Origin of the sequence: Nocardioides jensenii JCM 1364 = NBRC 14755, assembly GCF_001552535.1 — a bacterium.
GTDB lineage: Bacteria > Actinomycetota > Actinomycetes > Propionibacteriales > Nocardioidaceae > Nocardioides > Nocardioides jensenii.
In genome coordinates, this window is record NZ_BCRJ01000030.1 from 29,893 (window position 1) to 54,107 (window position 24,215).

23 protein-coding genes are annotated in these 24,215 nt (G+C 68.8%); 7 read left to right on the forward strand and 16 right to left on the reverse strand.

The window, feature by feature from the left end; genetic code table 11:
* Positions 1 to 49: 49 nt before the first annotated feature.
* Positions 50 to 1,042: a GNAT family N-acetyltransferase gene (locus tag NJ4_RS08565; RefSeq protein ID WP_067433065.1), complete on the forward strand. Its 993-nt coding sequence runs from the start codon at positions 50 to 52 to the stop codon at positions 1,040 to 1,042.
* Positions 1,043 to 1,107: 65 nt separating this feature from the next.
* On the opposite strand, the gene NJ4_RS08570 is transcribed toward NJ4_RS08565, so the two are convergent.
* The 5 genes from NJ4_RS08570 to NJ4_RS08590 all read right to left on the reverse strand — a co-directional run bounded on the left by NJ4_RS08570 (position 1,108) and on the right by NJ4_RS08590 (position 5,920).
* The gene (locus tag NJ4_RS08570; RefSeq protein WP_067433067.1) at positions 1,108 to 2,331 is read right to left on the reverse strand and encodes a lipase family protein; all 1,224 of its coding nucleotides are present in this window, start codon (positions 2,329 to 2,331) and stop codon (positions 1,108 to 1,110) included.
* A 64-nt stretch (positions 2,332 to 2,395) separates the two neighbouring features.
* Complete coding sequence (locus NJ4_RS08575) at positions 2,396 to 3,478, reverse strand: NAD(P)H-dependent flavin oxidoreductase (RefSeq protein WP_067433070.1); 1,083 nt, start codon at positions 3,476 to 3,478, stop codon at positions 2,396 to 2,398.
* Entirely contained in the window at positions 3,475 to 4,248 is a 774-nt protein-coding gene (locus NJ4_RS08580; RefSeq protein ID WP_067433073.1) for a CoA-transferase subunit beta, read from the reverse strand. The genes NJ4_RS08575 and NJ4_RS08580 overlap by 4 nt, the downstream gene beginning before the upstream one ends.
* Positions 4,245 to 5,141 carry a CoA transferase subunit A gene (locus tag NJ4_RS08585; RefSeq protein ID WP_217996804.1) on the reverse strand — a complete coding sequence of 299 codons (897 nt, stop codon included), beginning with the start codon at positions 5,139 to 5,141 and terminating at the stop codon, positions 4,245 to 4,247. The genes NJ4_RS08580 and NJ4_RS08585 overlap by 4 nt, the downstream gene beginning before the upstream one ends.
* On the reverse strand, positions 5,138 to 5,920 hold the full coding sequence (locus NJ4_RS08590; RefSeq protein ID WP_067433076.1) for an enoyl-CoA hydratase family protein: 783 nt from the start codon (positions 5,918 to 5,920) through the stop codon (positions 5,138 to 5,140). Before NJ4_RS08590 ends, NJ4_RS08585 begins: the two co-directional genes overlap by 4 nt.
* Positions 5,921 to 6,030: 110 nt before the next feature.
* Here NJ4_RS08590 and NJ4_RS08595 point away from each other — a divergent pair, with 110 nt between their 5' ends.
* Together NJ4_RS08595 and NJ4_RS08600 are read left to right on the forward strand one after the other, a co-directional pair.
* Positions 6,031 to 6,801: an SDR family oxidoreductase gene (locus NJ4_RS08595; RefSeq protein ID WP_067433079.1), complete on the forward strand. Its 771-nt coding sequence runs from the start codon at positions 6,031 to 6,033 to the stop codon at positions 6,799 to 6,801.
* A 37-nt stretch (positions 6,802 to 6,838) separates the two neighbouring features.
* Complete coding sequence (locus NJ4_RS08600; protein WP_067433081.1) at positions 6,839 to 7,717, forward strand: SDR family oxidoreductase; 879 nt, start codon at positions 6,839 to 6,841, stop codon at positions 7,715 to 7,717.
* Between the two features lie 40 nt (positions 7,718 to 7,757).
* On the opposite strand, the gene NJ4_RS25105 is transcribed toward NJ4_RS08600, so the two are convergent.
* From NJ4_RS25105 to NJ4_RS08615, 3 genes are all read right to left on the reverse strand, one after another.
* Positions 7,758 to 8,180 carry a TM2 domain-containing protein gene (locus NJ4_RS25105; RefSeq protein ID WP_082748305.1) on the reverse strand — a complete coding sequence of 141 codons (423 nt, stop codon included), beginning with the start codon at positions 8,178 to 8,180 and terminating at the stop codon, positions 7,758 to 7,760.
* Between the two features lie 65 nt (positions 8,181 to 8,245).
* Entirely contained in the window at positions 8,246 to 9,466 is a 1,221-nt protein-coding gene (locus NJ4_RS08610; protein WP_067433084.1) for an acyl-CoA dehydrogenase family protein, read from the reverse strand.
* A complete protein-coding gene (locus tag NJ4_RS08615) occupies positions 9,466 to 10,629 on the reverse strand; it encodes a steroid 3-ketoacyl-CoA thiolase (RefSeq protein WP_067433177.1) in 1,164 nt (387 codons plus the stop codon). The genes NJ4_RS08610 and NJ4_RS08615 overlap by 1 nt, the downstream gene beginning before the upstream one ends.
* A 200-nt stretch (positions 10,630 to 10,829) precedes the next feature.
* Between NJ4_RS08615 and NJ4_RS08620 the strand changes: the two genes are divergently transcribed.
* Complete coding sequence (locus NJ4_RS08620) at positions 10,830 to 12,062, forward strand: cytochrome P450 (RefSeq protein WP_245644510.1); 1,233 nt, start codon at positions 10,830 to 10,832, stop codon at positions 12,060 to 12,062.
* 174 nt (positions 12,063 to 12,236) lie between these two features.
* Positions 12,237 to 13,166 (forward strand): PDDEXK family nuclease, encoded by a 930-nt coding sequence (locus tag NJ4_RS08625; RefSeq protein ID WP_157550958.1) that lies wholly within the window; start codon positions 12,237 to 12,239, stop codon positions 13,164 to 13,166.
* Between the two features lie 68 nt (positions 13,167 to 13,234).
* On the opposite strand, the gene map is transcribed toward NJ4_RS08625, so the two are convergent.
* Genes map through NJ4_RS08645 form a run of 4 tightly spaced genes read right to left on the reverse strand, consistent with a single transcriptional unit; the run spans position 13,235 to position 17,225 of the window.
* A complete protein-coding gene (map, locus tag NJ4_RS08630) occupies positions 13,235 to 13,999 on the reverse strand; it encodes a type I methionyl aminopeptidase (RefSeq protein ID WP_067433093.1) in 765 nt (254 codons plus the stop codon).
* Positions 14,000 to 14,008: 9 nt separating this feature from the next.
* Positions 14,009 to 15,172, reverse strand: coding sequence for a thiolase domain-containing protein (locus NJ4_RS08635; protein ID WP_067433096.1), 1,164 nt, complete (start codon positions 15,170 to 15,172; stop codon positions 14,009 to 14,011).
* Positions 15,169 to 16,224, reverse strand: coding sequence for a thiolase domain-containing protein (locus tag NJ4_RS08640; protein ID WP_067433099.1), 1,056 nt, complete (start codon positions 16,222 to 16,224; stop codon positions 15,169 to 15,171). Before NJ4_RS08640 ends, NJ4_RS08635 begins: the two co-directional genes overlap by 4 nt.
* Positions 16,221 to 17,225, reverse strand: coding sequence for a Zn-ribbon domain-containing OB-fold protein (locus NJ4_RS08645; RefSeq protein ID WP_067433102.1), 1,005 nt, complete (start codon positions 17,223 to 17,225; stop codon positions 16,221 to 16,223). The genes NJ4_RS08640 and NJ4_RS08645 overlap by 4 nt, the downstream gene beginning before the upstream one ends.
* A gap of 60 nt (positions 17,226 to 17,285) precedes the next feature.
* Between NJ4_RS08645 and NJ4_RS08650 the strand changes: the two genes are divergently transcribed.
* Both NJ4_RS08650 and fadD8 read left to right on the forward strand, forming a co-directional pair.
* A complete protein-coding gene (locus NJ4_RS08650; RefSeq protein ID WP_067433105.1) occupies positions 17,286 to 18,329 on the forward strand; it encodes an LLM class F420-dependent oxidoreductase in 1,044 nt (347 codons plus the stop codon).
* Positions 18,326 to 19,900 (forward strand): fatty-acid--CoA ligase FadD8, encoded by a 1,575-nt coding sequence (gene fadD8, locus NJ4_RS08655; RefSeq protein WP_067433107.1) that lies wholly within the window; start codon positions 18,326 to 18,328, stop codon positions 19,898 to 19,900. Before NJ4_RS08650 ends, fadD8 begins: the two co-directional genes overlap by 4 nt.
* Before the next feature lie 29 nt (positions 19,901 to 19,929).
* On the opposite strand, the gene NJ4_RS08660 is transcribed toward fadD8, so the two are convergent.
* From NJ4_RS08660 to NJ4_RS08675, 4 genes are all read right to left on the reverse strand, one after another.
* Complete coding sequence (locus NJ4_RS08660) at positions 19,930 to 20,733, reverse strand: class I SAM-dependent methyltransferase (RefSeq protein ID WP_067433109.1); 804 nt, start codon at positions 20,731 to 20,733, stop codon at positions 19,930 to 19,932.
* Positions 20,734 to 20,809: 76 nt separating this feature from the next.
* Positions 20,810 to 21,304: a hypothetical protein gene (locus NJ4_RS08665; RefSeq protein WP_067433112.1), complete on the reverse strand. Its 495-nt coding sequence runs from the start codon at positions 21,302 to 21,304 to the stop codon at positions 20,810 to 20,812.
* Between the two features lies 1 nt (position 21,305).
* Positions 21,306 to 21,557 (reverse strand): DUF4242 domain-containing protein, encoded by a 252-nt coding sequence (locus tag NJ4_RS08670; RefSeq protein ID WP_067433115.1) that lies wholly within the window; start codon positions 21,555 to 21,557, stop codon positions 21,306 to 21,308.
* Between the two features lie 98 nt (positions 21,558 to 21,655).
* Entirely contained in the window at positions 21,656 to 24,199 is a 2,544-nt protein-coding gene (locus NJ4_RS08675) for an ATP-binding protein (protein WP_067433116.1), read from the reverse strand.
* Positions 24,200 to 24,215 lie beyond the last annotated feature (16 nt).

Sequence of the window (24,215 nt, forward strand, 5' to 3'; positions counted from 1 at the left end):
TCGCGAAAACCCGTGGCGCCGTTCGGCCCGGTGGTGGATCGTGCCAGACATGGAGATCACGCAGTTCGGCCCCGACGACCAGGTTCCGCTCCGGGCCACGGTCGACGTCGCCAACGCAGCGATCGGGGCCGATGCGCCCTGGTCGCACCCCGCCACGCTGACGTCGTACGCCGGCATGCTGCGGCACGGCTGGGACGGCGAGCCGTCCGTGCCGTTCCTGGCCACGGTCGACGGCACACCCGTGGCCTGGGCCACCTACAACACCAGCGAGTGGGACAACACGCACCTGGCCTGGCTCGGAATCGAGGTGCATCCGGCTCACCGGCTCCGCGGCCACGGCTCGGTGCTGATGGACTTCCTGGTCGACCGGGCCAGGTCCGAGGGCCGCACCAGTGTGGGAATCGACGGCTGGGACTCCGACGCGGCACGTGCCTTCGCTGCCCGCCACGGCCTCGAGAAGAAGTCACAGTCGCTCAACCGCCGCCAGCTGCTCGCCGACGTCGACCCCGACCTCGTCAAGACGCTCTGGCACGGCGCCGCCGAGCTCGGGTCGGCGTACGAGCTGATCCGTCGCAGTGGACTGACCCTCGAGCGTGACCTGCCCGCCCTGACCCGGATGGCCTCAGCCATCAACGACGCACCGACCGACGACCTCGACATCGAGGACGAGGTGTTCACGACCGAGCGGACGCGCAACTTCGAGACCTGTCAGCTGGCCCGCGGCTTCCGCCTGCACCGGGTGGTGGCCCGGCACCGGGAGAGCGGCGAGCTGGCCGGCCACACCGTGGTGCTGGTCGAGGCGGAGCGACCGGCGATCGGGCACCAGGAGGACACCAGCGTCGTCCGCAGTCACCGCGGGCACCGGCTCGGGCAGTGGCTGAAGGCCGACATGCTGCGCTGGCTCGGCCGGATCGAGCCACAGCTCGAGACGATCGACACCTGGAACGCGGAGTCGAACGACCACATGATCGAGGTCAACGACCGTCTCGGCTATCGCGTGCTCGGGCGGTCCCTGCAGTTCCAACGCTCCCTGCAGGGCTGAAGCACCTCGAATGCCGACGCCCGCCCACCACGCGGTGGACGGGCGTCAGCGCGGTCGCGTCGAGGTCAGAGACGCCAGCAGCTGTTCAGAGCCGGCAGACCCGCGAAACGAGCCTCGAGGAACAGGAAGATGCTCGGCATCGACGCGACGTAGTCACCCACGTGAGTGGGCGCGTAGTTGGTGTCGAACTGCACCTTCGCGCCTTGCCTGCACCAGCGCTGACCCAGCTGCTTGCCGGTCGTGTAGGGGATCACGTCGTCCAGCACGGAGTGAGTGATCAGCACCGGCACGGTGGGCCTGCGCCCGTTGCCGATCAGCTGGTCGGCGACCATCTGGTCGAACGGGGCCTTGGTCAACAGGTCGGTGACCGGCAGTCCGTTCGTGGTCAGCTCCTTCGACCTCACGAACGGGAAGGTGGCCAACGAGTCCAGGGTGCACTGGCCCGCAAGGCGGGTCATCATGTCCTGTCCCTCGGCGTTGAGCATCGGGGTCATGTCGATGCCGTAGCTGGTGCTCAGGGCCGAGACGGCGTACCCCATGAACGAGACGTACAGCGACCCGTCGAGGTTGGTGGCCACCTGGCCGAGGTCGGCCGGGACGGCGCCGGCGGCGACGGCCTTCAGGTTGATCTCCGGGGCGTACGTCGGCGCGAGCTCTCCGGCCGACGCGGCGGCGCCGCCACCTTGCGAGAAGCCGCTGATCGCCACCGGATTCTCGCTCGTGACGCCTGAGCCCGGGAGCCGCTGGGCGGCGCGAACCGCATCGAGCACGGCATGGCCCTGGGTCTCCCGCATCATGTAGGTGTGCTCGCCCTCGGTGCCGAGGCCCTCGTAGTCGGTGACGACGATGGCGTAGCCACGCGCCAGCAGCCCGGCGATGAAGGGGCCTTCGTACTCCAGGCCCTTGCCCAGCGTGCGCGACGGTGCGCACTGGTCGCCCAGTCCCTGGGTGCCGACGGCGTAGCCGATCAAGGGCCGCTTGCCGCGGCCGACCCACGCCTGCTTCGGTGTGAGCATCGTACCGGTGACCGCGATCGGGGTGCCGGTGCGGTCGGTCGAGCGGTACATGATGCGCTGCACGTCGGCGTCGGCCTTGATCAGCTTGACCGGATCGACGTAGAACTCGGATGGCTCCGAGCGCACGATGTCGCCGTTGTCGGCCGGCAGCGTCGCCGGTGTCTCATAGAACGACGTGTCGTCGGCCTGCGCCGGCGACGTCATCGCGAGCGGGCTCAGCGACAGCGCCATCATGGCGCCCGCGGCGACCCGCGCCAGAGTGTGCTTCTTCATTCAGTTGACTCCCTCTTCGTGCCCCACATGGGCCTCCCAGGGAGTTACTTTCGAGTAACCGGGGTCACACGTCAATGCCCAGGAGCAGATTGTGGGCACCTGCGAGTCGTCGCACGGCCTCGGTGACGACTCGGTCGATCAGCTCCTCGCAGGTCGGCAGGTCGTCGAGGACGCCGACCACCTGGCCGGACGCGAGCACTCCGGCGGAGGTGTCGCCGTCGACGAGTCCGGCCTTGAGCATCATGGGCGTGTTGGCGGCCAGCGACATCTGCGCGAGAGTGCGTCCCTGGGTCTTCTTCATGGTCCGGCCGTCGCGGGCGAGGTCGAGCCAGCTCATGCCGGACATCTTCTTGAACTCGAGCGTGCGCTTGAGGGTGGGCGTCAGCCGCTTGAGGCGACTCGACTCCTCGATCTCGGCCACGAGCTCGGTGCGCAGCATCCGGTGCGGCATGCCGTCGACCTTGTCGGTGACCACGGTGCCGTTGACGTCGTGAGACAGGTAGAGCTGCTTGACCGCGTCAGGCACCGCACTGTCGCGGGTCAGCAGGAAGCGGGTGCCCATGCCGATACCGGCGGCACCGTAGGAGAGGGCGGCCGCGAGGCCCCGGCCGTCGAAGAACCCACCGGCCGCCACCACCGGGATGTCGACGGCGTCGAGGACGCTCGGCAGCAGCAGGGTGGTCGGGACGGAGCCGGTGTGGCCGCCGCCCTCGCCGCCCTGGATCATCACCGCGTCGGCGCCCCACGAAGCGACCTTCTCCGCGTGGCGGGGGAGTCCGACCGAGGGCATCACCATGATGCCGTGGTCCTTGAGCTTGGCGATCAGGTCCTTCTTCGGTGCCAGCGCGAACGATGCGACCTTGACGCCGTGCTTGATCAGCAGGTCGCAGCGATCACCTGCGTCGGCAGCGTCGGCGCGCAGGTTCACACCGAACGGCTGGTCGGTGCGCGACTTCACCTCGGTGATCGCCTTCTGAAGCTCCTCGAAGGTCATCGTCGCGCTGGCCAGGATGCCGAGTCCGCCGGCGTTCGCCGTACCGACCACCAGGCGCGGGCCGGCGACCCAGCCCATGCCGGTCTGCACGACCGGGTGTCGCACCCCGGCGAGCTCGGTCAGGGGAGTGCGCAGCACCTGTGCCGTGGTCACGACGCCACCGCCTCGACCGGCGGGACCTCTCGGTCGCGAAGGTTCTTCGGGTCCAGCACCTCGCGGATGATGAGGAGCTCCTCCGCGGTCGGCGTACGCGTCTCGGGGACGTCGCCCTCGATTTGCAGCTCGAAGCCGGTTGCCGCGACCACGTCGTCGACCGTGACGCCCGGGTGCACCGAGAGGAGGCGCACGGTGTCGTCGGCGCCCAAGACGTCGAAGACCGCCAGGTTCGTCACGATGCGGTGGATGTCGTTGAACTTCGCGGCGCCCACGCCGGCCTCGCGGGCCCGCTTGGGGCCCACTCCGGAGACGATGTCGACCTCCTCGACGAAGACCCGGTCGGAGTGCTTCGGCACCCAGTACGACGTCCGGTTGTTCACCGTGTTGCCCGGGGCGCCGCGCGAGCCGAGCAGCTGCCGCTTGGGCTGGGCGAAGTCGCCGATCGCCGAGATGTTCTGGTTGCCGTGCCGGTCGACCTGGGTGGCGCCCATCATCACGTGCCGCTTGCCGTAGGCGACCACCTCGAAGACCCGGCGGAACGGGATCCAGCCCTCGACCACGTCAGCCTTGGCGAACAGCGGCGGGACGCCGCCCAGGAACAGGGACTCGCCGTCGGAGAGCACCAGATCGGGATTGCTGGTCAGCTTGGCCAGGCGGACGCCGAGCATCGGCAACATGCCCATCGGGGAGCCGAAGATCTCGCCGTCGTCCTTGAACGCGTCGGCGATGGCTGCGGCGCAGACCTCTGCGCGGGTTGCGTCACTCACTTGGTCTCCTCCTGTGCGTGGAAGTCCGCGACCGCGGACTGGTAGGCCGCTTCGTCGCCGCTGAGGAAGCGCTCCTCGAACGCGGCCCACGCGGTGTCGTCCTTCGCTGCCGCGGCGTACGCCTTCTGGAACTTCTCGTCGCGTTCGTAGTCGGGGGTGCACGTGGTGAAGTGCGCGCCGTTCGGTGTCTCGACGACGCCGGTGACCATCATGCGATTGAGCAGCAGGCGCTGCACCGGTGTGTCCACGGTGAGGCCCGCGGTGTCGACCACCTGCTCACAGCTCACATAGGTGCGGTCTGCGGCCATCGCGAACAGGTCGTCGAAGTAGGGGTCCGGCCCGAGGTAGGTGGCGTTGCCGTGTCGGTCGGCCCGATTCAGGTGCACCAGGGCCACGTCCAGGTTGAGGGCCGGCATGGCGACAAGGTCCTCGAACGCCCCGTCGCTGTCGGCGTACGGACTGGTGATCGTGACGATCTGCGGGTTGTGGACGAGCACGTCGGAGCCAAGGCCCGCGCGCAGAGGAAGGAAGGGCAGTCGCTGCGACGCGGCCAGGAGGCCGGTCTGGAACATGCCCTCGTCGAGCTCGACGATCTCGGGGATCGACTTCTCCTGCCTGGCCTTGCCGAAGTTGGGCTCCAGCGGCACCGAGTCGAGCGAGACGAACGCGTAGATGAGCTTGCGGATCTTGCCCGCGCGGGCGAGCAGACCGACGTCCGCGCCGCCCCACGACACGATGGTGAGGTCCTTCAGGTCGCTGCGCAGGATCGCGCGCACCAGGGCCATCGGCTTGCGCCGCGGTCCCCAGCCGCCGATGCCGATCGTCATGCCGTCCTCGAGGGTGGCGACGACCTCGTCGATGCTCATGCGCTTGTCGCGCGGCTTGTTGCTCACTTGTTCCCCTTCTCAGTTCCGGCACTCTGCTGACTCTTCGCGGTTCCCGCGAAGGTGTCCCGAAGCTCGTCGGAGACGCCCATCAGGTTGAGCTCCATGGTGAAGCCCTGCTCGAACCGGTAGCTCTTGTTCACGTCGGTCGGGTCGATCCCGTTGAGGGCCTCCTTGGCCGCCCTGATCACCCGGGTGTCCTTGGCCGCGATCTCGGCGGCAAGCGCGAGTGCGGTGTCGTCGAGCTGGTCGCGGGGGACCACCTCGAGCACGGATCCGTGCTGCACCAGGTCGGCGGCCTTGATCGTGCGGGCGGTGAAGTAGAGGGTGCGCATCAGGTGCTGGGGGACCAGTCGCGCCATGTGGGTGGCCGCACCGAGGGCGCCCTGGTTGACCTCCGGCACGCCGAAGAAGGCGTCGTCGCTGGCGACCACGCAGTCGGCGTTGCCGACCAGGCCGACGCCTCCGCCGACGCAGAAGCCGTTCACGGCCGCGATCACGGGTACGGCGCACTCGTAGACCGCCTTGAACGCGGCATGGCAGCCCTTGTTCGCGCCGATCAGTGCGTCGAAGCCCTCGGTGTTCTGCATCTCCTTGATGTCGACGCCGGCGTTGAAGCCCTTGCCCTCGGCGCGCAGCACGACAACGTGGGTCTCGGGGTCCCGGCCGGCCTCGTCGAGGGCCGCCGCGACGTCGTACCAGCCCTGGACCGGGAGTGCATTGACCGGCGGGTGGTCCATGGTGATGACGCGTACGTGATCGTCACGCAGCGTGGAGGTGATCGGCATTTCTCTCCTACAGGAAGCGTCCCGGGCTAACAAACCTAGCATTTGCTTGGTAGCCTAGCAGTTGCTTGGTCCGGTGTCCCGGACCGATGACATTCGATGGAGGAACGGACATGACAATCGGCATCGACCTCACCGGCCGCGTGGTCCTGGTGACCGGCGGCTCCCAGGGGATCGGTCGTGGCATCGCCGAAGCCTTCGTCGAAGCCGGCGCCACCGTGGTGACCTGCGCCCGTTCGGCCGTCGAGGACCCACCGCCCGGCACCACGCACCGCCAGTGCGACGTGCGCGATCCGGAGTCGGTGCAGGCCCTGGTCGACGGCATCGTGACCGAGCACGGGCGACTCGACGTGGCGGTCAACAATGCCGGCGGAGCGCCGTATGCCCTGGCCGCGGACGCCTCGCCCCGCTTCCACGACAAGATCTTCGGGCTGAACCTGACCGCACCACTGCTGGTCGCCCAGGCCGCCAATGCGGTCATGCAGCAACAGTCCGACGGCGGCTCGATCGTGAACATCTCCTCCATCAGCGCCCAGCGACCCTCACCCGGCACGGCGGCGTACGGCGCGGCCAAGGCTGGCGTCGACTCGCTGACCAAGTCGCTCGGCATGGAGTGGGGGCCCAAGGTGCGGGTCAACGCGATCAACGTCGGCCTGTGCCGCACGCCCCAGACCGGGGACCACTACGGCGGTGACGAGGTGGTGGCCGCGATCGAGGGGACCATCCCCCTGGGCCGGATGGCTCGTCCCCGCGAAATCGGCAACGTCGCCGTGTTCCTGGCCTCCGACCTGGCCTCCTACGTCTCTGGAGCCGCGATCGAGTGTCACGGAGGCGGCGAGCCTCCGGTCTTCCTCTCCGTGCTCGAACGCGCCACCCAGTCCTGAAGCACCGTCCCGACCCATCCATGCAAGGAGCAACACAGTGACCAGACTTCTCGAAGACCGGGTGGCGATCGTCACCGGCGCCGGACGCGGCATCGGCCGGGCGCACGCCCTCGAGCTCGCCCGCCATGGCGCCGCGGTCGTGGTCAACGACTTCGGGGTCTCCAACAACGGTGAGAAGGAGGAGTCGCCGGCACACCAGGTCGTCGCCGAGATCGAGGCCCTGGGCGGCCGGGCAGTCGTCAACGGCGCCGACGTCGCCGACTTCGAGCAGGCCCATGAGCTGGTGCAGCAGGCGATCGAAACGTTCGGTGGGTTGGACATTCTGGTCAACAACGCCGGCTTCGTCCGCGATCGCATGCTGGTCAACGCCACCGAGGACGAGTGGGACGCGGTGATCCGGGTGCACCTCAAGGGGCACTTCGCCACCCTGCGGCATGCGGCGGCGTACTGGCGCGCGGAGTCGAAGGCCGATCGTCGACGCGCCGGGCGGGTCATCAACACCACCTCCGGTGCCGGCCTCCAGGGCTCGATCGGCCAGGTCGCCTATTCGGCGGCCAAGGCCGGGATCGCCACGATGACCCTGGTCGCCGCGGCCGAGCTGGGTCGCGTCGGGGTCACCGTGAATGCGATCGCCCCCGTGGCCAGGACCCGGATGACCGAGGGCGCCTTCGACACCTCGGCGATGGCCGTGCCGGAGGACAACTCCCCGATCGTGGCGTGGCTCGCCACCGAGAGCGCCGGTCATGTGACCGGCCGGGTGTTCGAGAGCGACGGCTCGCTGCTGACTCTCGAGGAGGGTTGGCGACATGGCGCCGCCCGCGACGCCGGACGTCGCTGGGCGGCCTCGGAGCTCGGTGACGTGGTGGACGCCTTGATCGCAGAGGGTGCGGCGCCCGAGCCGGTGTACGGCGTCTGACCCCGGATCCGGGGCGACCTCGTCCCGCTGACGCGGCCGGTCAGGACCTGAGCAGGCGGCCGTCCGCGTCGCGGGAGTCCTGGACCAGGATCAGGATGCCGTCGATCATCGACCAGATCCCGCAACCGCCCAGCGTGACCAGCTGGGCGATGGCGATGCCGGTGTGCCCGGTGTAGAAGCGCCCCACTCCGAACGGGATCACCAGCTGGAGCACGCCGGCGATGATCTTGCTCTTCTCGCCGTACGGCTCGCCGGTGCGCGGCTCGCGGCCCCAGGGAGCCCCGGGGTCTGGTCCGAAGCCGCCGTAACCGGGAGGGCCGCCATGGCCGGGAGGGCCGCCCGCTGGGTTGAAGTTGGCGGGACCAGGAGGCTGGCCCCATCCGGGCTGTTGCGGCTGCTGGCCCTGCGCCGCCTGGTAGGGCTGCTCAGGCCCCGGCTGGGGTTGTTCGGGTGTCTCGCTCACGTGCCGATCCTGCCACGCACACGAAGTCCCAAACCCGGGGGAGTCGGACGCGAGGAGTCAGCACGTCAGCGACGCAGGAGCGCCTTCGCCACGTGGGTGACCTGCACCTCGTTGCTGCCCGCGTAGATCATCAGCGACTTCGCATCGCGCGCCAGCTGCTCGACACGGTATTCGGCCATGTAGCCGTTGCCACCGAAGAGCTGCACGGCCTCCATCGCCACGTCGCAGGCCGCCCGAGAGGAGTAGAGCTTGATTGCCGACGCCTCGCCCAGGTCCATGGTGATGCCGGCGCGACGCGCGGCGATGCCCTGGAAGACCATGTTGGCCACGTTCACCCGGGCGATCTCCATCTCGGCCAGCTTCAGCTGGATCAGCTGGAAGTCGCTGATCGGTCGTCCCCAGAGCTCGCGTTGCCTGGCGTAGTCGATCGAGAGACGTTGGCACTCCTCGATGATGCCGAGTGCGAAGGTGGCGATCCCGACGCGTTCGGCCACGAAGTTCGCGCGCGCCGAAGCTCGGCCGTCCGAGCCCGGCTGACCGGCAAGGAGCCGGTCACGCCCCAGCCGAACGTTGTCGAAGAACAGCTCACCGGTGGGGGAGGAGGCCATCCCCATCTTCTTGAACGGCTGGGACCGGGTCAGCCCTTCCAGGTCGGCGTCCAGCACGAACGTGAGAACCGGCTGCTCACGGGTGTCCAGACCATCGCCGGTGTCCAGCTTGGCGTAGACAACGATCGTGTCGGCGTACGGTCCGTTGGTGATGAACGTCTTGTGGCCGGTGAGCAGGAAGTCGTCACCGTCGGGACGCACGGTCGATCGCATGCCGCCGAAGGCGTCGGAGCCTGACTCGGGCTCGGTGATCGCCCAGGCGCCGACCTTGTCGAAGGTGACCAGGTCGCGGGCCCAGCGCTCTCGCTGCTCGATGGAGCCGAGTGCGTTGATCGTGCCCGCAGCCAGCCCGGCGGAGACGCCGATCGCGGTGGGGATGCCCATACCGACCTTGACCAGCTCGATGTTGGCGACACCGGTCAGGGCCGGGTCGACGCCGTCGGGCTCGGCCTCGTCGAAGGGCGTGCCCGCATCCTGGGCGCGAGCCTTGCGGATCGCGAAGTCGAACGCTTCGGCCGCGGCGTCACGGAGACCGAAGGCGGCGTAGTAGCTGCGCACGAGGTCGTACGGCGGCAGCCCGCCGAACTCGAGGTCGTCCTGATGTGGCCGGAGCTCCTTGTCCACGAACTGGCGCACCGCGTCACGAACGGCGAGCTCGTCCGCACTCCACGCGAACATCAGATCCGCTCGATGATCGTCGCCGATGCCTGGGCGCCGCCGGCACACATGGAGATCAGCGCGGTCGAGGCGTCCCGGCGCTCGAGCTCGTGCAGTGCCGTGGTCAGGAGTCGGGTGCCCGTCGAGCCGACCGGGTGTCCGATCGCGATGGCGCCACCGTTGACGTTCACCTTGTCCTCGGGCACGTGGTGCACGGAAGCCCACGACATCACCACGGCCGCAAAGGCCTCGTTCACCTCACACAGGTCGATGTCGTCGATGCCCATGCCGGCGTCCTTGAACGCCTTCTCGGTGGCCTGCACGGGACCGTCCAGGTGGTAGTAGGGGTCGGCGCCGACCAGGCAGGAGGTGACGATCCGGGCGCGGGCCCGCAGCCCCAGCGACCCGGCCAGGTCCGAGTCCATCAGCAGCAGCGCCGAGGCGCCGTCGGAGATCTGGGACGACGTACCGGCCGTGTGGATGCCATCGTCGAGAACAGGCTTGAGCTGGGCCAGCCCCTCGAGCGTGGTCTCGCGCAGGCCCTGGTCCTCCGTGACGGTGCGAGTCTCACCGGTCGGCTTGCCGTCCGCGTCGAGCACCGGCGCCTCGACGCCGAAGATCTCGTCGGCGAAGCGACCTTCGTCGACGGCACGACGTGCCTTCTCCTGTGACCACAGGCCGAAGGCGTCGACGTCACCGCGCGAGAACCCGCGATCGCGGGCGATCCGGTCGGCGCCGAGAAACTGGTCGGGAAGGTCGATGCTCCAGTCGGCAGGGCGTGGGCTGCCCGTGCCCTTCGGGACGTTGGCGCCCAGCGGGACCCGCGACATGGACTCGACACCGCACGCGACACCGGCTCGGATCGCGCCGGCGGTGATCAGCGCGTTGATCAGGTGAGCCGACTGCTGCGCCGAGGAGCACTGGGCGTCGATCACCGTGGAGGCGGTGTGGTTGGGGAGCCCGGCATGCATCCAGGCGCGGCGCACCATGTTGTTCGACTGCTCGCCTGCCTGCGAGACGCAGCCGCCGATGACCTGGTCGATCAGCTCGGGATCGATGCCGGAGCGCTTCAGGACCTCGGTCTGGGCCGCCCCCAGAAGGACGGCAGGATGGACTCCGGCCAACCAGCCCCGGCGCTTGCCCTGCGGCGTACGCACTGCTTCGACGATGACCGGGTTGCCCATGATGCCTCGCTGTTCGGGACGGGTTGGTGACGACGGTGCCGAGTCGGCACCCAGTCGAAAGTAGAACACGTTCCTTGAGGCCCGCACGTCAACTCCCGCTGGCCGAAACCTGGCGAGGAAAGTGCGCGTTGCCCTTCCGAACATTCCGAGAGTATGTAACCATCATCACTAGAACGTGTTCTAGCCGCATGGAGGAAGCCGTGACCGTAACCACCCCGCTGCCCGTCGGATTCGACCCGACAGATCCCGGGCTGATCGAGGAGCGCATCCCGCACGAGGAGTTCGCCGCACTGCGGCAGAGCTCGCCGGTGCACTGGGTCGAGCAGCCCCAGGAGGCGCGGGCCGGGTTCGTCGGCGCCTCGGGCTACTGGGCGCTGACCAAGCACGAGGACATCGCCGCAGTGTCGAAGAACAGCAAGTCGTTCTCCACGGCCAAACAGGGCGCCATCATCCGCTTCGCGCCGGACATGACGCCCGAGCAGATCGAGCTGCAGGGGGTCATGCTGATCAACCAGGACCCGCCGGACCACACCAAGCTGCGCCAGGTCATCTCACGCGGATTCACCCCGCGCGCCATCGCCGCCCTCCACGACGCGCTGGAGGAACGGGCCCGTCGGATCGTGTCGGACGCCGCCGCCAAGGGTTCGGGCAACTTCGTCGAGGACATCGCCGCCGAGCTGCCGCTGCAGGCCATCGCCGAGCTGATGGGTGTGCCGCAGGAGGATCGCAGCAAGCTGTTCCACTGGTCCAACCAGATGCTCTCCTACGACGACCCTGAGATCGAGGGAGATGCCGAGTCAGCCTCGATCGAGATCCTGACCTACGCTGCCGGCCTTGCCGACGACCGGCGCAAGAACCCGCAGGACGACATCGTCACCAAGCTGATCACGGCCGACGTCAACGGAGAGGCGCTGACCGACGACGAGTTCGGGTTCTTCGTGATCCTCCTGGCGGTGGCGGGCAACGAGACCACGCGCAACGCGATCACGCACGGCATGGGCGCCTTCTTCGACAACCCCGGCCAGTGGGAGCTCTACAAGGAACAGCGGCCCCAGTCGGCGGTCGACGAGATCGTCCGCTGGGCGACTCCGGTGACGGTGTTCCAGCGGGTGGCCCTCGAGGACGTGACGATCAACGGTGTCGAGGTCAAGGAGGGCGACCGGGTCGGTCTGTTCTATGCGAGCGGCAACTTCGACGAGGACGTCTTCGAGGACCCCACGTCCTTCGATGTCCTGCGTGAGCACAACCCGCACCTCGGCTTCGGCGGCCACGGGGCGCACTACTGCATCGGCGCCAACCTGGCCCGTCTCGAGATCGAGTTGATCTTCAACGAGATCGCCAACCAGGTCCCCGACATCGCCCGCGCCGGTGCGCCGCGTCGGCTCCGCAGCGCCTGGATCAACGGCATCAAGGAGCTCCAAGTCACCTACTGACACGACTTGTTGATTCCGGACCCGCGAGTTGTTGATTCTCGCGCGTTGACTCGTTGACTTTCGTCGTTCGCGTCGGTCCACCTGCCCGTCGTACGCCGTCCTGATGCGTGGAGTTTTCCACAGGGCGCCGTATGGGTCGTTTTGCCTCTGGGTCCGGCGGCAAGCCTTCTCTGCATGGAAGAACCACCTGCCGCACCATTCCTGGGCCGCGATGTCCCCGCTGGGCGGCTGCGCCGCTGGATCCACGACGGCCTCGTCCGCCGGGTGCTGAGGGGCGTCTACTGCACGAGCGCCGTCGCCGACTCGCTCGAGCTTCGCGTCGCCTGTGCGGCGCTCGTGCTCCCGGCCGATGCAGTTGTCTGCGATCGCTCTGCGGCATGGTTGTGGGGCATCGAGGTCCAGGACCCCGACGAGCGTCACGAGGTGCCTGATCTTGAGGTGGCGGTCCCGCCCGGTCACGAAGCGCCCCGCCGGGCCGGACTCCTCGGTTGCGTTCGTGACCTCGCGACGACCGACATCACCTTGATTGCGGGCACCCCCGTCACGACGTCACGGCGTACGGCACTCGACCTCGCCTGCCGTCGCGGGAGACGGCAGGCGCTGGCGGTTCTGGATGCGTTCATGCGCACGTGCGGACTGACACACTCCGACCTGACTGTCGGACTGACTCGCTTCGGTCGCCGACGGGGCGTGGCACAGGTCCGAGAGCTGGTCCCGCTCGCCTCGCCGCTGGCTGAGTCCCAGGGCGAGTCGTGGACACGCATCGTGATCCTGGACGCCGGCCTGCCCGCGCCTCGACCGCAGTTCGAGATCATCGAGTCCGGCAAGGTCCTGTTCCGACAGGACCTCTCCTACCCCCAGTGGCGAGTCGCGGTCGAGTACTTCGGCGAGGAGTGGCACGGGCCGGATCAGGAGGAGCACGACCGCGCGAGATTGGAGTGGCTCGAAGCGCACGGGTGGCATGTCATCGTCGTACGCAAGCACCAGTTCAAGGGCGCCGCGCTCGAGGAATGGCTGGCAGAGCTGGCCGAGGTCATCGCGGAGCGGAGAGCAAGGCCGAAGAGGCGATACGCCCGTCGTCGGGAGCCTTGGATCAAGCGGTGAGCCCGAGAGTCAACAACTCGACGCACGAGAACCAACAACTCGCGACACGAAGACCCACAACTCGTGGGTCAGCGGGCGGTGAGGATGATCGGGTCGCCGTCGGTGATCGCGATGGTGTGCTCGGAGTGCGCTCCGCGTGATCCGTCGGCGCTGCGCAGGGTCCAGCCGTCGGCGTCGGTGTAGATCTCGTCGGTGGTGTGCAGGAACCACGGCTCGATCGCGATGACCAGGCCGGGCTTGAGCGGGTAGCCGCGGCCGGGGCGTCCGTCATTGGGCACGTGCGGGTCACCGTGCATGGTGCGCCCGACCCCGTGCCCACCGAACTGCAGGTTGACCTTCAGGTTCGCTTCGCGCGCCACACCGCCGATCGCCGCTGCGATGTCGCCGATCTTGTTGCCCGCGCGGGCCGCGTCGATGCCGGCCGCCAGGGCCACCTGGGTGGTCTCGATCAGGGCCAGGTCCTCTGGTCGGGGCGTGCCCACGACCAGGCTCAGCGCCGAGTCGGCCACCCAGCCGTCGACCGCGCAGGCGAAGTCGACGCTGAGCAGATCGCCGTCGGCCAGCTTGTAGTCGTGGGGGAGCCCGTGCAGCACGGCGTCGTTGACCGACGTGCACAACACCTTGCCGAACGGGGACGCCCCGAAGGACGGGTGGTAGTCGATGTAGCAGGATTCTGCGCCGCGATCCTTGATCATGCGGTGGGCCAGCGCATCGAGCTCGAGCAGGTTCACCCCGACATCGGCAGCCTCGGCCAGCGCGGTCAGCACTTCACCGACGAACACGCCCGCGGGTCGCATCTCGTCGATCTGGGCAGGGGTGCGGAGCTCGATCATGCGACAACTCTAGAGGGCTGGTGGTTCGGCCCCGACCACCCACATCGCGAAGAACTGCGACCCTCCGCCGTAGGCATGGCCCAGCGCGCGTCGTACGCCGTCGACCTGGTGCGCGCCTGCCTGTCCGCGCACCTGGAGGGCAGCCTCGGCGAACCTCAACATCCCCGAGGCGCCGATCGGGTTCGACGAGAGCACCCCGCCCGAGCAGTTGACCGGCAGGTCGCCGTCCATGGCGGTGACACCCGACTCGGTGAGCCGCCATCCCTCACCCTCTCCGGCGAAGCCGAGGTTCTCCAGCCACATCGGCTCGAACCACGAGAAGGGGACGTACATCTCGACGGCATCGATCTCGGCACGTGGGTCGGTGATTCCGGCCTGCTTCCACAGGTACGCCGCCGCGTCTCGTCCCGCCTGCGGGTTCACCTGGTCTCGTTCGGCCGCGGTCGTTGGCTCGGACCGCATCGCGGTGGCGTGGATCCAGGCCGGGTTGTCGATCGACGCAGCGGTGTCGGCGTCGGCGATCACCAGCGCGCAGGCCCCGTCCGAGGACGGGCACGTCTCGTCGTAGCGGATCGGGTCCCACAGCATCTGCGAGGCCAGCACGGTCTCGACGGTGGTGTCCTTGTTGTGCAGGTGCGCGTAGGGGTTCTTGAGCGCATTCTGACGGTCCTTGGCCGCGACCATGGCACCGATGTGAGTCGGTGCGCCCGACCTCCGGATGTAGGAGCGCACGTGAGGCGCGAAGTAGCCACCGGCACCGGCATGCACGGGCATGATGAACGGCACGGGCACCGACAGCGCCCACATCGCGTTGGACTCCGACTGCTTCTCGAAGGCCACGGTCAACACCCGCTTGTGAACGCCGGACTGCACGAGCGAGGCCGCGACGATCGCGGTCGAGCCACCCACGGACCCGGCGGTGTGGACCCTGAGCAACGGCTTTCCCGCGGCGCCCAGTGCCTCGGCCAGATAGAGCTCGGGCATCATCACGCCCTCGAAGAGGTCGGGCGCCTTGCCGACCACGATGGCGTCGATGTCGTCGAAGGTCATGGAGGCGTCGGCCAGGGCACGGTCGATGGCCTCGCGACACAGCCCCGCCATCGAGACGTCCACTCTCTTGGCGCGGTGATGGGTCTGACCGATGCCGACCACGGCGGCAGGTTGCTTGCTCACTTCGTCGCTCCGTCCATCACGCAGACCAGGTTCTGTTGCAGCAGCGGACCCGAGGTGGCGTGGCCCATCACCCGCGTGGCCTCGCCCGAGTGGATCCGGCTGGCGGCCTCGCCGATGCGGTTGAGGCCGGCGGTGAACATCGGGTTGCCGGCCAGCGCGCCACCCGACGGACTGATGCGTACGTCGGCACGCAGCCCGAACGACTCACGCAGGACCAGTTCCTGGTGGGTGAACGGTGCATGCAGCTCAGCAATCTCGATGCCGTCGAGCCCCGCGGCGTCCCCTGCTCTCCGCGACGACGGCGAGGAGGTGAGCTCTCGGGCGCCCAGGTGCAGGGGGTCCACGTTGTGCGCGATGCCACCGATCCACGCCGGCCGCTCACACGACTCCCGGGCGCGGTCGTCGGCCGCCAGCACGAGCGCGGAGGCCCCGTCGGTCACCGGTGCGCAGTCGTGCTTGCGCAACGGGTCGGCGTACATCGGACGGGCGAGCAGCTCCTCGACAGACGAGCCACCACGGCGTACGGCGTGTGGGTTGTCCTGGGCGTCGGTCAGGGATCGCTGCGCCACGGCGGCCATCGTCGCCTCGTCCCACAGCCCGGCCTCGATCCCCAGCCTGGCTTGGAGTCCGGCGAGCGACACGGTGTCGGGCCACAACGGCGTCATCGTGTAGGGGTCGAGCTGCAGGGCGAGCGTGCGGCGCAGGACACCGGCCGACGACTTGCCGAAGCCGTAGACGAGGGCGGTGTCGATCTCGCCGGTCTGGATCTTGACCCACGCCTCGTAGAGCGCCCAGGCGGCGTCCATCTCGACGTGCGACTCGGCGACCGGCGGCAGCGCCCCGATCGCGTCGACCGCGGAGACGAAGGAGAACGACCGGCCGGCCAGGTAGTCCGAGGAGCCCGAGCACCAGAACCCAATGTCCTTGCGGGTGAAGCCGGTCTGCTCGTAGAGCTCGGCGAAGAGCGGCACCAGCAGCTCGACCATCGTGGGGGAGCCGTCGAACTCGGCCATCTGACGCTGGGCGAAGCCCACCACCGCAACGTTTCTCACAGGTGCACCTTGTAGCTCTCATAGTCTGCGTCCGGCTCACCGGTCGGCGCGAAGTGGCTGATGTTCTCGACGGTCGTTCCCCACTCGTCGCGCGGTCTCCAGACCGCCTCGACCCGCATGCCCATCCGCACCTCGCTGGCCTCGACGCCGAGGATCAGGTGCAGGAAGGCGATGTCGGCACCGTCGAGCAAGACGTACGCCGAGACGTAGGGCGGCGTGATCTTCTGCCCCAGGAAGGGCACGTTGACGATGCAGAACGTGGTGACGGTTCCGGTGCCGGCGAGCTCGACCTCGTCGGTCGTGGGCACGCCGTCGACCGGGCAGGCTCCGCGTGGTGGCACGTACACCTTGCCGCACGTCGGACAGCGCTGACCGAGGATCCGGCCCTCCTGGAGACCGCGGAAGAACGCACTCTCCTCGGGACTGGCCGCGTAGGTGTAGTCGAGGTTGACCGGCGTGATGAGCGGGCCGTCGAGCTGTGCGGCGTGTGCGGCAACGACCTCGGGGACCGCGGCGGCTGGCTGGGCGGGGCTGCCGCCTCCGGCATCGCTCGGGACCGTGGCCGGCTCGAAACACGTGATGTCCGTGATCGCTCCGACGCGTTCCTCGGCCCAGCGGACCTGGACCCGCATGCCGACCGAGAGTTCGTCGTACGGGACGTCCACGGCGTGAAGGAAGGGCGCGGTGGTTCCGTCGACGAGGACCAGGGCGAACGCGAAGGGTCGGTCGAAGGGCTGGCCGGCGACAGGCTCGGGGACCCAGGTCCACGACTGCACGGTGCCGGTGGGCCCGACCTCGACGAACTCGGTGACCGGATCGTGCGTGGTGGGATCGAATTCCGGGGGCGGCAGGACGACACCTCCGTCGGAGAGCCGACCGGCGACCAGCCGCCCCTGGCGGAGGCCCGTGAAGAAGGCTGCGAGGGTGGGGCCGACGGATCTGGTGTAGTCGAAGTTGACGCTCACGGGCGCACTGAGAGTCCTGGCCTGCGAAGTGCTCATGGCTCAAAAGTGAAACATGTTCTAGTGTGGGGCACAAGCAAATCGGCTGAGGAGATGCACATGAAGCTGGGCCTGCAACTCGGATACTGGAGCGCGCAGCCGCCGTCGGGGGTGGGTGAGCTGGTGGCGGCAGCCGAGGAGTCGGGCTTCGACGCGGTGTTCACCGCCGAGGCCTGGGGGTCCGACGCCTTCACACCTCTGGCCTGGTGGGGTCGGGAGACCAGCCGGCTGCGTCTGGGCACCTCGATCGTGCAGATGTCCGGCCGCTCACCGGCGTCGATCGCCATGCACGCGCTGACCCTCGACCACCTCTGCGGAGGTCGGGTGGTGCTGGGCATGGGCGTGAGCGGCCCGCAGGTCGTGGAGGGCTGGTACGGCCAGCCGTTCGCCAAGCCCCTGGCCCGCACCCGCGAGGTGGTCGACATCATCCGCCGAGTGTTGGCCCGCGAGGAGCCGGTGAGCAACGCCGGCCCGCACCACCCCTTGCCGTACGACGGTCCCGGCGCGACCGGTCTCGGCAAGCCCTTGAAGTCGATCGTGCATCCGCTGCGGGCCGACATCCCGATCTGGCTGGGAGCCGAGGGTCCGAAGAACGTGGCTCAGACCGCCGAGATCGCCGACGGCTGGATCCCGCTGTTCTACACCCCGAAGTCGGCCGAGATGTACCAGCCGTGGCTCGACGAGGGGTTCGCCCGCGAGGGAGCCCGTCGTACGCGTGCCGACTTCGAGATCGCGGCGAGCTGCCATCTGCGGGTCACGTCGTCCGAGGACGAGCGAAGGGCCGTCATCGACGCGATCAAACCCACGATCGCCTTGTACATGGGCGGCATGGGCGCAAAGGAGCAGAACTTCCACAAGGCCGTGTTCGACCGGATGGGCTACGAGACCGTCTCGGAGAAGGTGCAGGAGCTCTTCCTGGCCGGGAAGCGGGACGAGGCGACGGCGCTGGTCCCCGACGAGCTGGTCGACGACATGCACATCGTGGGGGACTCCGGCTACGTGAGAGAGCGGGTCGCGGAGTGGGAGTCGACGGGTGTCACCGAGCTGCTGCTCAGCTGCCGGACCACCGACGAGGTGCGCAGCGTCGCGGAGGTGATCGCATGACGACAGTCGCCCCGACCGGCGATCTCCACACGGGCACCCACAACGGGCACCTCATGGTGGCCGCGCTCAAGGCTCACCGCCACGACCCCGTGATGCACCTGGGCGAGGTCACTCTCACCGGAGGCGAGGTGGCGGCCCGCATCAGCCAGTACGTCCAGGCCTTCGAGGCCCTCGGTGCGGGCACCGGCACGTCGTCCGCCCTGCTGGCCCTGAACCGGCCAGAGGTGCTGTTCATCCTGGGGGCCGGGCAGACCCAGGGCTTTCGGCGTACCGCCCTGCACCCCCTCGGTTCGCTCGACGACCACGCCTACGTCATCAACGACGCCGGCATCACCACACTGATCATCGATCCGGCCTTCAAGGAGAGGGCTCTGGGGCTGCTCGACAGGTGTCCCGGCCTGGAGCGCGTGCTCACCATCGGGCCGGTGCCCGACGAGCTGGCCGACGTGGGAGAGGACCTCATCGACTCCGCCGCGGCGTACGACGCCATGCCTCTCACGGCGCGGCTTCTTCCCCCGGACCACATCGTCTCGATCACCTACACCGGTGGAACCACCGGCAAGCCAAAAGGCGTGATCGGCACCACCGGTGCCATGAACGCGATGGCGCAGATCCAGCTCGCCGAGTGGGAGTGGCCGGCCAACCCGCGCTTCCTGATGTGTACTCCGCTCTCGCACGCCGGGGCCGCGTTCTTCGTGCCCACCGTGATGAAGGGCGGCTGCCTGGTGGTGCTGCCGAAGTTCGATCCGGGCGAGGTGCTGCGCACGATCGAGGAGCAGCGGATCACCGCGACGATGCTGGTGCCGTCGATGCTCTACGCCCTGCTCGACCACCCGGACTCCCACACCCGGGACCTGTCGTCGCTCGAGACGGTCTATTACGGCGCCTCATCGATCAATCCGGTCCGGCTGCAGGAGGCGATCGACCGCTTCGGACCGATCTTCGCGCAGTACTACGGACAGTCCGAGGCGCCGATGGCGATCACCTACCTGGGCAAGGCCGACCACGACACACCCCGGCTGAGCTCGTGCGGTCGTCCGTCCGCGTTCATCCGGACCGCCCTGCTCGCGGAGGACGGAAACCCTGTGCCACCAGGCGATCCGGGCGAGATCTGCGTCGCCGGACCTCTGGTCTCCGGCGGCTACTGGAAGCTGCCCGAGGAGACCGCGGCCACCTTCCGCGACGGGTGGATGCACACCGGTGACGTCGCCCGAGAGGACGAGGACGGATTCTGGTTCATCGTCGACCGCACCAAGGACATGATCGTCACCGGGGGCTTCAACGTCTTCCCCCGCGAGATCGAGGACGTGGTCGCCGAACACCCAGCGGTCGCCCAGGTGGCCGTGATCGGCACCCCCCACGAGAAGTTCGGTGAGGCGGTGACGGCGCTCGTCGTCCCCAGGGACGCCGCCACCCTGGACGACACGGTCATCGGTGAGATCCAGGCACTCGTCAAGGAGCGCAAGGGATCGGTGCACGTCCCCAAGCAGGTGCTCGCCGTCGACTCCATTCCGTTGACCGGTCTCGGCAAGCCGGACAAGAAGGCCTTGCGGACGACGTACGGCGGGTGATCCTCAGCGGCCGACGCCTGGCCCATGGCTCAACAACGCGCCACGATCAGGAACGCGCCGAGGATGCCGTCGTCGGAGGCCGCCACGTTGTTGCCGATGCGGGTCATGAACTCGGGCCCGAAGATCACGGCGGGGGAGAGGCCGGGGCTGGACGACCCACGTGGTGGGCTGCCGGCCACGAAGGAGGTGCGGTCCTCGGTCGAGTCGATGGTGAACCCGGCCGCCTCGAGATCCGCGACGTACTCCTCGGGGGTTGCCACGAACGACGAGGACTCATCGAGCGCCCAAGGGAGCGGGTACGTGAGGTCCCCAGCGCCGGCGCGCATCTGCTCGAACACGGCGAACCTGCCGCCCGGCGCGAGCAGTCGGCGTACTTCGGTGAAGACGGCGCGCTTGTCGGAAATGTTCATCCCCACGTGGATCATCATCGCGGCGTCGAACGACGCATCCGGAAGGTCGAGGGCATCGGCGGAGCTGTTCACGAAGGTGATCCGGTCGGAGAGGCCGGTGAGGTCGGTCAGGGACTGCGCCGACACGATGAACTCGGGAGTCAGATCGATGCCCACCACGCGGGCGCCCCGGGCAGCGGCCATGCGAGACCCGCCACCGATTCCACAGCCGACATCGAACAGTCGTGTCTCGGGGCCGACCGCCAGCGCGTCCAGCACGTACTCCGTGGCCGGAGCGAACCCGGCGTGCAGCTGGTCGACGGGCGCCAGGTCGGTCGGTTTCAGCGCGGCGGTGTCGACCCCGTTCGCGGACAACGCCCGCACGATGACGTCCGCGAGGTCGGCGTGACCGTAGTGGTCCTTGACGGTGTCGTGAAGACTCATCGGCTTCCTCCGGAGGATTCCCCCTGTCACGCTAGGCCTCCGGAGGTCCCCGGGTCACCGCCCGTATGGGTGATTCTCACCCGCAGGTCTCCAGGCTGGGGTTCCAGGTGGCCAGGACTCCGGCGGGATTGCCCCTCCACAGCCATGCGTGGAGGGTCCAGAGGTCGGTGCCGCCCACCGTGGTCTCGTTGAAGTCGACGCCCCACAGGCTCGGTCGCGCGTGTCCGGGTCCGCGAGGTGCGATGTACTCCACCGCCACCAGCTTCAGGTCACCGTTGCCGAGCCGGTCGTAGACCATCGCCTCCGGGCGCAGGGCCTCGATCGTGTCGTCGACCCGCGGGAAGTCGACGCGGTGGTCACCCATGCCGCCGTCGTCGCTGCTGAAGCACGGCAGCCCGACGTCCAGGTAGCCGTCGGCCTCCGCGACCCCCGGGTCGTGGTACTTCTGCGTGGCTTGGCGTACGTCGGCCAGGCCGACGCCCGAGTCCGCGTCGGCGGGCAGGTTGAGCGCGATGACGCCGCCGACCAGGGCCGGAGCGACCAGCAGGCGCGCTGCCATGGCGGCACGCATGTCAGACACCTTCCCTGACCGCGTAGATCTCGTCGGCGACCAGGCCGTGCGCCTCGCGGTGCACCGTGTTCGCCGCGTTCGCATCCGGCGCGTCGACGAGGCAGAAGATCTTGCCGTGGGTCTCGTCCACCCAGTAGCGCAGATAGTGGACGTCATAGGCGTCCTGGGTGTCCAGGTCGGCCACGTGTGCCTTGGCGACGTCGTCGAGCGGGACCCCGCCCTCGAGCGTGTGTACATCCATGTAGAGGGGCATTGCCGTCTCCTTCGGTCGAATGATCTGGTCTTCGACGCTAGTGAGACGAAGCGTCCAGGGGATCGGTGATGACCGCCCAGATTGGGGCAGGGGGACACCTAGGTTGCGAGGGCCGCAGCCGCACCGCGACTGTCCACGCCGAGCTTGGCGAGCACGGACGAGACGTGGTGCTCGATCGTTCTCGGTGACAGGAAGAGTCGTTCGGCGATCTCGCTGTTCGTGAGGCCCTCCGCCACGAGGGCGAGCACCTCGGCCTCCCGGGTGGTCAGTCCGGCCGGATGGGTCCGGGTGCTGGAACGAGGACCCCGCGGAACGGGTACGGCGGTCCCGGTTCGGCGAAGCCTGGTGCGCACGATCGCCGCCGCCGGCTCTGCGCCCACGGAGGTGAACAGGTCGAGCGCGGGTCGGAGTTCGTCGGCCAGGGTCAGGGCCACCCCTTCCTCGAAGGGGCAACCCAGTGCGCGCCAGACTGCCGCGGCGCCATGATGGTCGCCGGCCACCTCCAGGGCGTACGGCGCGGGCAGCTGGCGCTCCTGCTCGATCCGGACGCCGAGCCTGACCAGCCATGCGGTGAGCTCACCGTAGGGCCACGGATCGTCGGTGAATCCTCGTCGGTGGGCCTCGCGGACCCTCTCGTCGAGCAGGCTCATGTCGCCGGTGAGCCACGCTCCCTGTGCAGCAGCGGTCGCAACCTGTGTCAACCAGAACGGCTCGTCGTTCTGCGTGCCCAGGTCCCAGGCGAGAGCGAGCCAGTCACCGGTTTCGGCGCGACCGATCCGAAACCCGGCGGTGGCGAGCCCGATCGCCAGGTGCATGCGGTTGACCGGCGAAATCGTCTCCCGCATGGTCTCCAGCGAGAGGTCGATCGCCTCGTTCAGTCGGCCGCGCCGGACCAGCTCGGTGACCTTCGCCCCTCGCAGGCACACGCTGTAGGTGTGCTGCTCGTGCTCGAGGCAGTAGGGCACGCCCAACTCATAGGCCCAGGCGTACTCGTCGAGTCGGAGTCGGTCGATCGACGTCTCGTAGAGGTTCGTGTAGACGCAACCGGCGAGCGCCGCGTCGTCGGCGCGCAGGGCGTGGTCGAGGGCCCGCTCGAGCATCGGGAAGTCGACCGGGCCCTCATCACTCTCGGCGAACGCGCGTGTCAGCAGCGACCGCCCGATCAGGGCGTCGTCCTCGAGTGCCAGCCCGATGCGCAGGCACTCGTCGAGCGCGGTCAACCGCTCAGGGACCGGTATCTCCACCCTGTTCGCGTGGGCGCTGAGTGCGAGGGCCTTCTCGACGCTGTCCGGCGCACCCACCATCAACCCGTAGGACTCAGACCGGGCTGCGTCGGCCGCCTCCTTGCGGCACAGCCGCCACAGGCACGTCGAGTAACGACGCAGGCAGCGCGCCAGGTGCTCCGGGTCGGCGAGGCCTCGGCGCAGCTCGACGGCCTGTGCCCAGTGCTGTTGCGCCTCGGTCCACAGGTCCCGGGTCGAGAGCGACTCGGCGAGCGCCTCCGCCAGTTCCGCGCTGGTCTCGACCTGATCGGGCTCGACGTTGGCCAGTGCCCTGCGGAACTGGATGATCGCCTCACGGTGCGCCGAGGCTGCTGCGGCGGCTCGTCCTGCTGCGTGCGCGTGCCGGACCGTGGCCGGTCCGTCACTGGCAGCCTCGGCGTGGTGAGCGAGCTCGGCCACGTCCGCGCCCTGGCGGGACAGGGCGATCAGCGCAATCCTGTGCAGTTCGGCCGCCTGCCATGCGGGAGTGGCTCGCTCGACCGCCAGGCGCGTCAGCTCGTGACGGAACCTGTACGTCGGCCCGTCGGTCACCAGGGTGCCCGACGCGGTGCACTCGTCGAGGGCGGCGGCAGGCACGCCGCTCAGCGCGGAGAGCAAGGTGGCGTCTGCGCCGCGACCGATCACCGCTGCGGCGGCCAGCAGCCGCCGGGCGTCGGGGGTGAGCTTCGAGATCCGGGCGTTGACCACGTCCCCCACCGACTGGGGCACCTCGGTGTCGGGATCAGCGAGAACTTCGGTGACGTAGAAGGGGTTCCCCGCGGTGAGGCGGATCAGTCGGTCGGCGTCGGCGACGCCGGCGGAGAGTCGTCGTACCGCCGCCGGAGTGAGGCACGGCAGGGTCATACGTCGGCTGGAGCGGTGTCGGATGACCTGGGCGAGCGCGATCCGGTGCGGACTGTCGGGGGCACTCTCGTCATCCCGGCACGTGACGACCACGAGAGCCCGGGTGTGCTCGATCCGGCGGGCGAGGTGGCCAAGCCAGTCGAGGGTGGCCTCATCGGCCCAGTGGAGGTCCTCCACCACGACGCCGGTGGTTCCGGGGGACTGGTCGAGATGGGCGAGGAACCCGGCGAAGAGGTCGTTGCGGTCGCCCTCGTCACGGCAGAGGTCCTGCAGTCGGCCACCCACGGACCCGGCGATCTCGTGCAGCGGGCCCAAGGGGCGCGGCGTGAAGCTCCCGTCACAGGCGCCCCACAACCACCGCAGGTCGGCGCGCGAGGAACGGAAGACGTCGACCAGGGACGTCTTCCCGACACCCACCTCGCCCGCGACCACGACAAATCGTCCGTGGCCCGAGGCGGCGTCTCCAGCGTAGTCGTCGAGCGAGGCGATGAATGCCTCACGCTCGAGGAGTTCCACGTTGCCGAGTGTAGGC

Coding starts and splice junctions, on each gene's coding strand:
- NJ4_RS08565 (WP_067433065.1), top strand. CDS start 50: ATGGAGATCACGCAGTTCGGCCCCGACGACCAGGTTCCGCTCCGGGCC.
- NJ4_RS08570 (WP_067433067.1), bottom strand. CDS start 2,331: ATGAAGAAGCACACTCTGGCGCGGGTCGCCGCGGGCGCCATGATGGCG.
- NJ4_RS08590 (WP_067433076.1), bottom strand. CDS start 5,920: ATGCCGATCACCTCCACGCTGCGTGACGATCACGTACGCGTCATCACC.
- NJ4_RS08595 (WP_067433079.1), top strand. CDS start 6,031: ATGACAATCGGCATCGACCTCACCGGCCGCGTGGTCCTGGTGACCGGC.
- NJ4_RS08610 (WP_067433084.1), bottom strand. CDS start 9,466: ATGTTCGCGTGGAGTGCGGACGAGCTCGCCGTTCGTGACGCGGTGCGC.
- NJ4_RS08615 (WP_067433177.1), bottom strand. CDS start 10,629: ATGGGCAACCCGGTCATCGTCGAAGCAGTGCGTACGCCGCAGGGCAAG.
- NJ4_RS08625 (WP_157550958.1), top strand. CDS start 12,237: ATGGAAGAACCACCTGCCGCACCATTCCTGGGCCGCGATGTCCCCGCT.
- map (WP_067433093.1), bottom strand. CDS start 13,999: ATGATCGAGCTCCGCACCCCTGCCCAGATCGACGAGATGCGACCCGCG.
- NJ4_RS08645 (WP_067433102.1), bottom strand. CDS start 17,225: ATGAGCACTTCGCAGGCCAGGACTCTCAGTGCGCCCGTGAGCGTCAAC.
- NJ4_RS08650 (WP_067433105.1), top strand. CDS start 17,286: ATGAAGCTGGGCCTGCAACTCGGATACTGGAGCGCGCAGCCGCCGTCG.
- fadD8 (WP_067433107.1), top strand. CDS start 18,326: ATGACGACAGTCGCCCCGACCGGCGATCTCCACACGGGCACCCACAAC.
- NJ4_RS08660 (WP_067433109.1), bottom strand. CDS start 20,733: ATGAGTCTTCACGACACCGTCAAGGACCACTACGGTCACGCCGACCTC.
- NJ4_RS08665 (WP_067433112.1), bottom strand. CDS start 21,304: ATGCGTGCCGCCATGGCAGCGCGCCTGCTGGTCGCTCCGGCCCTGGTC.
- NJ4_RS08670 (WP_067433115.1), bottom strand. CDS start 21,557: ATGCCCCTCTACATGGATGTACACACGCTCGAGGGCGGGGTCCCGCTC.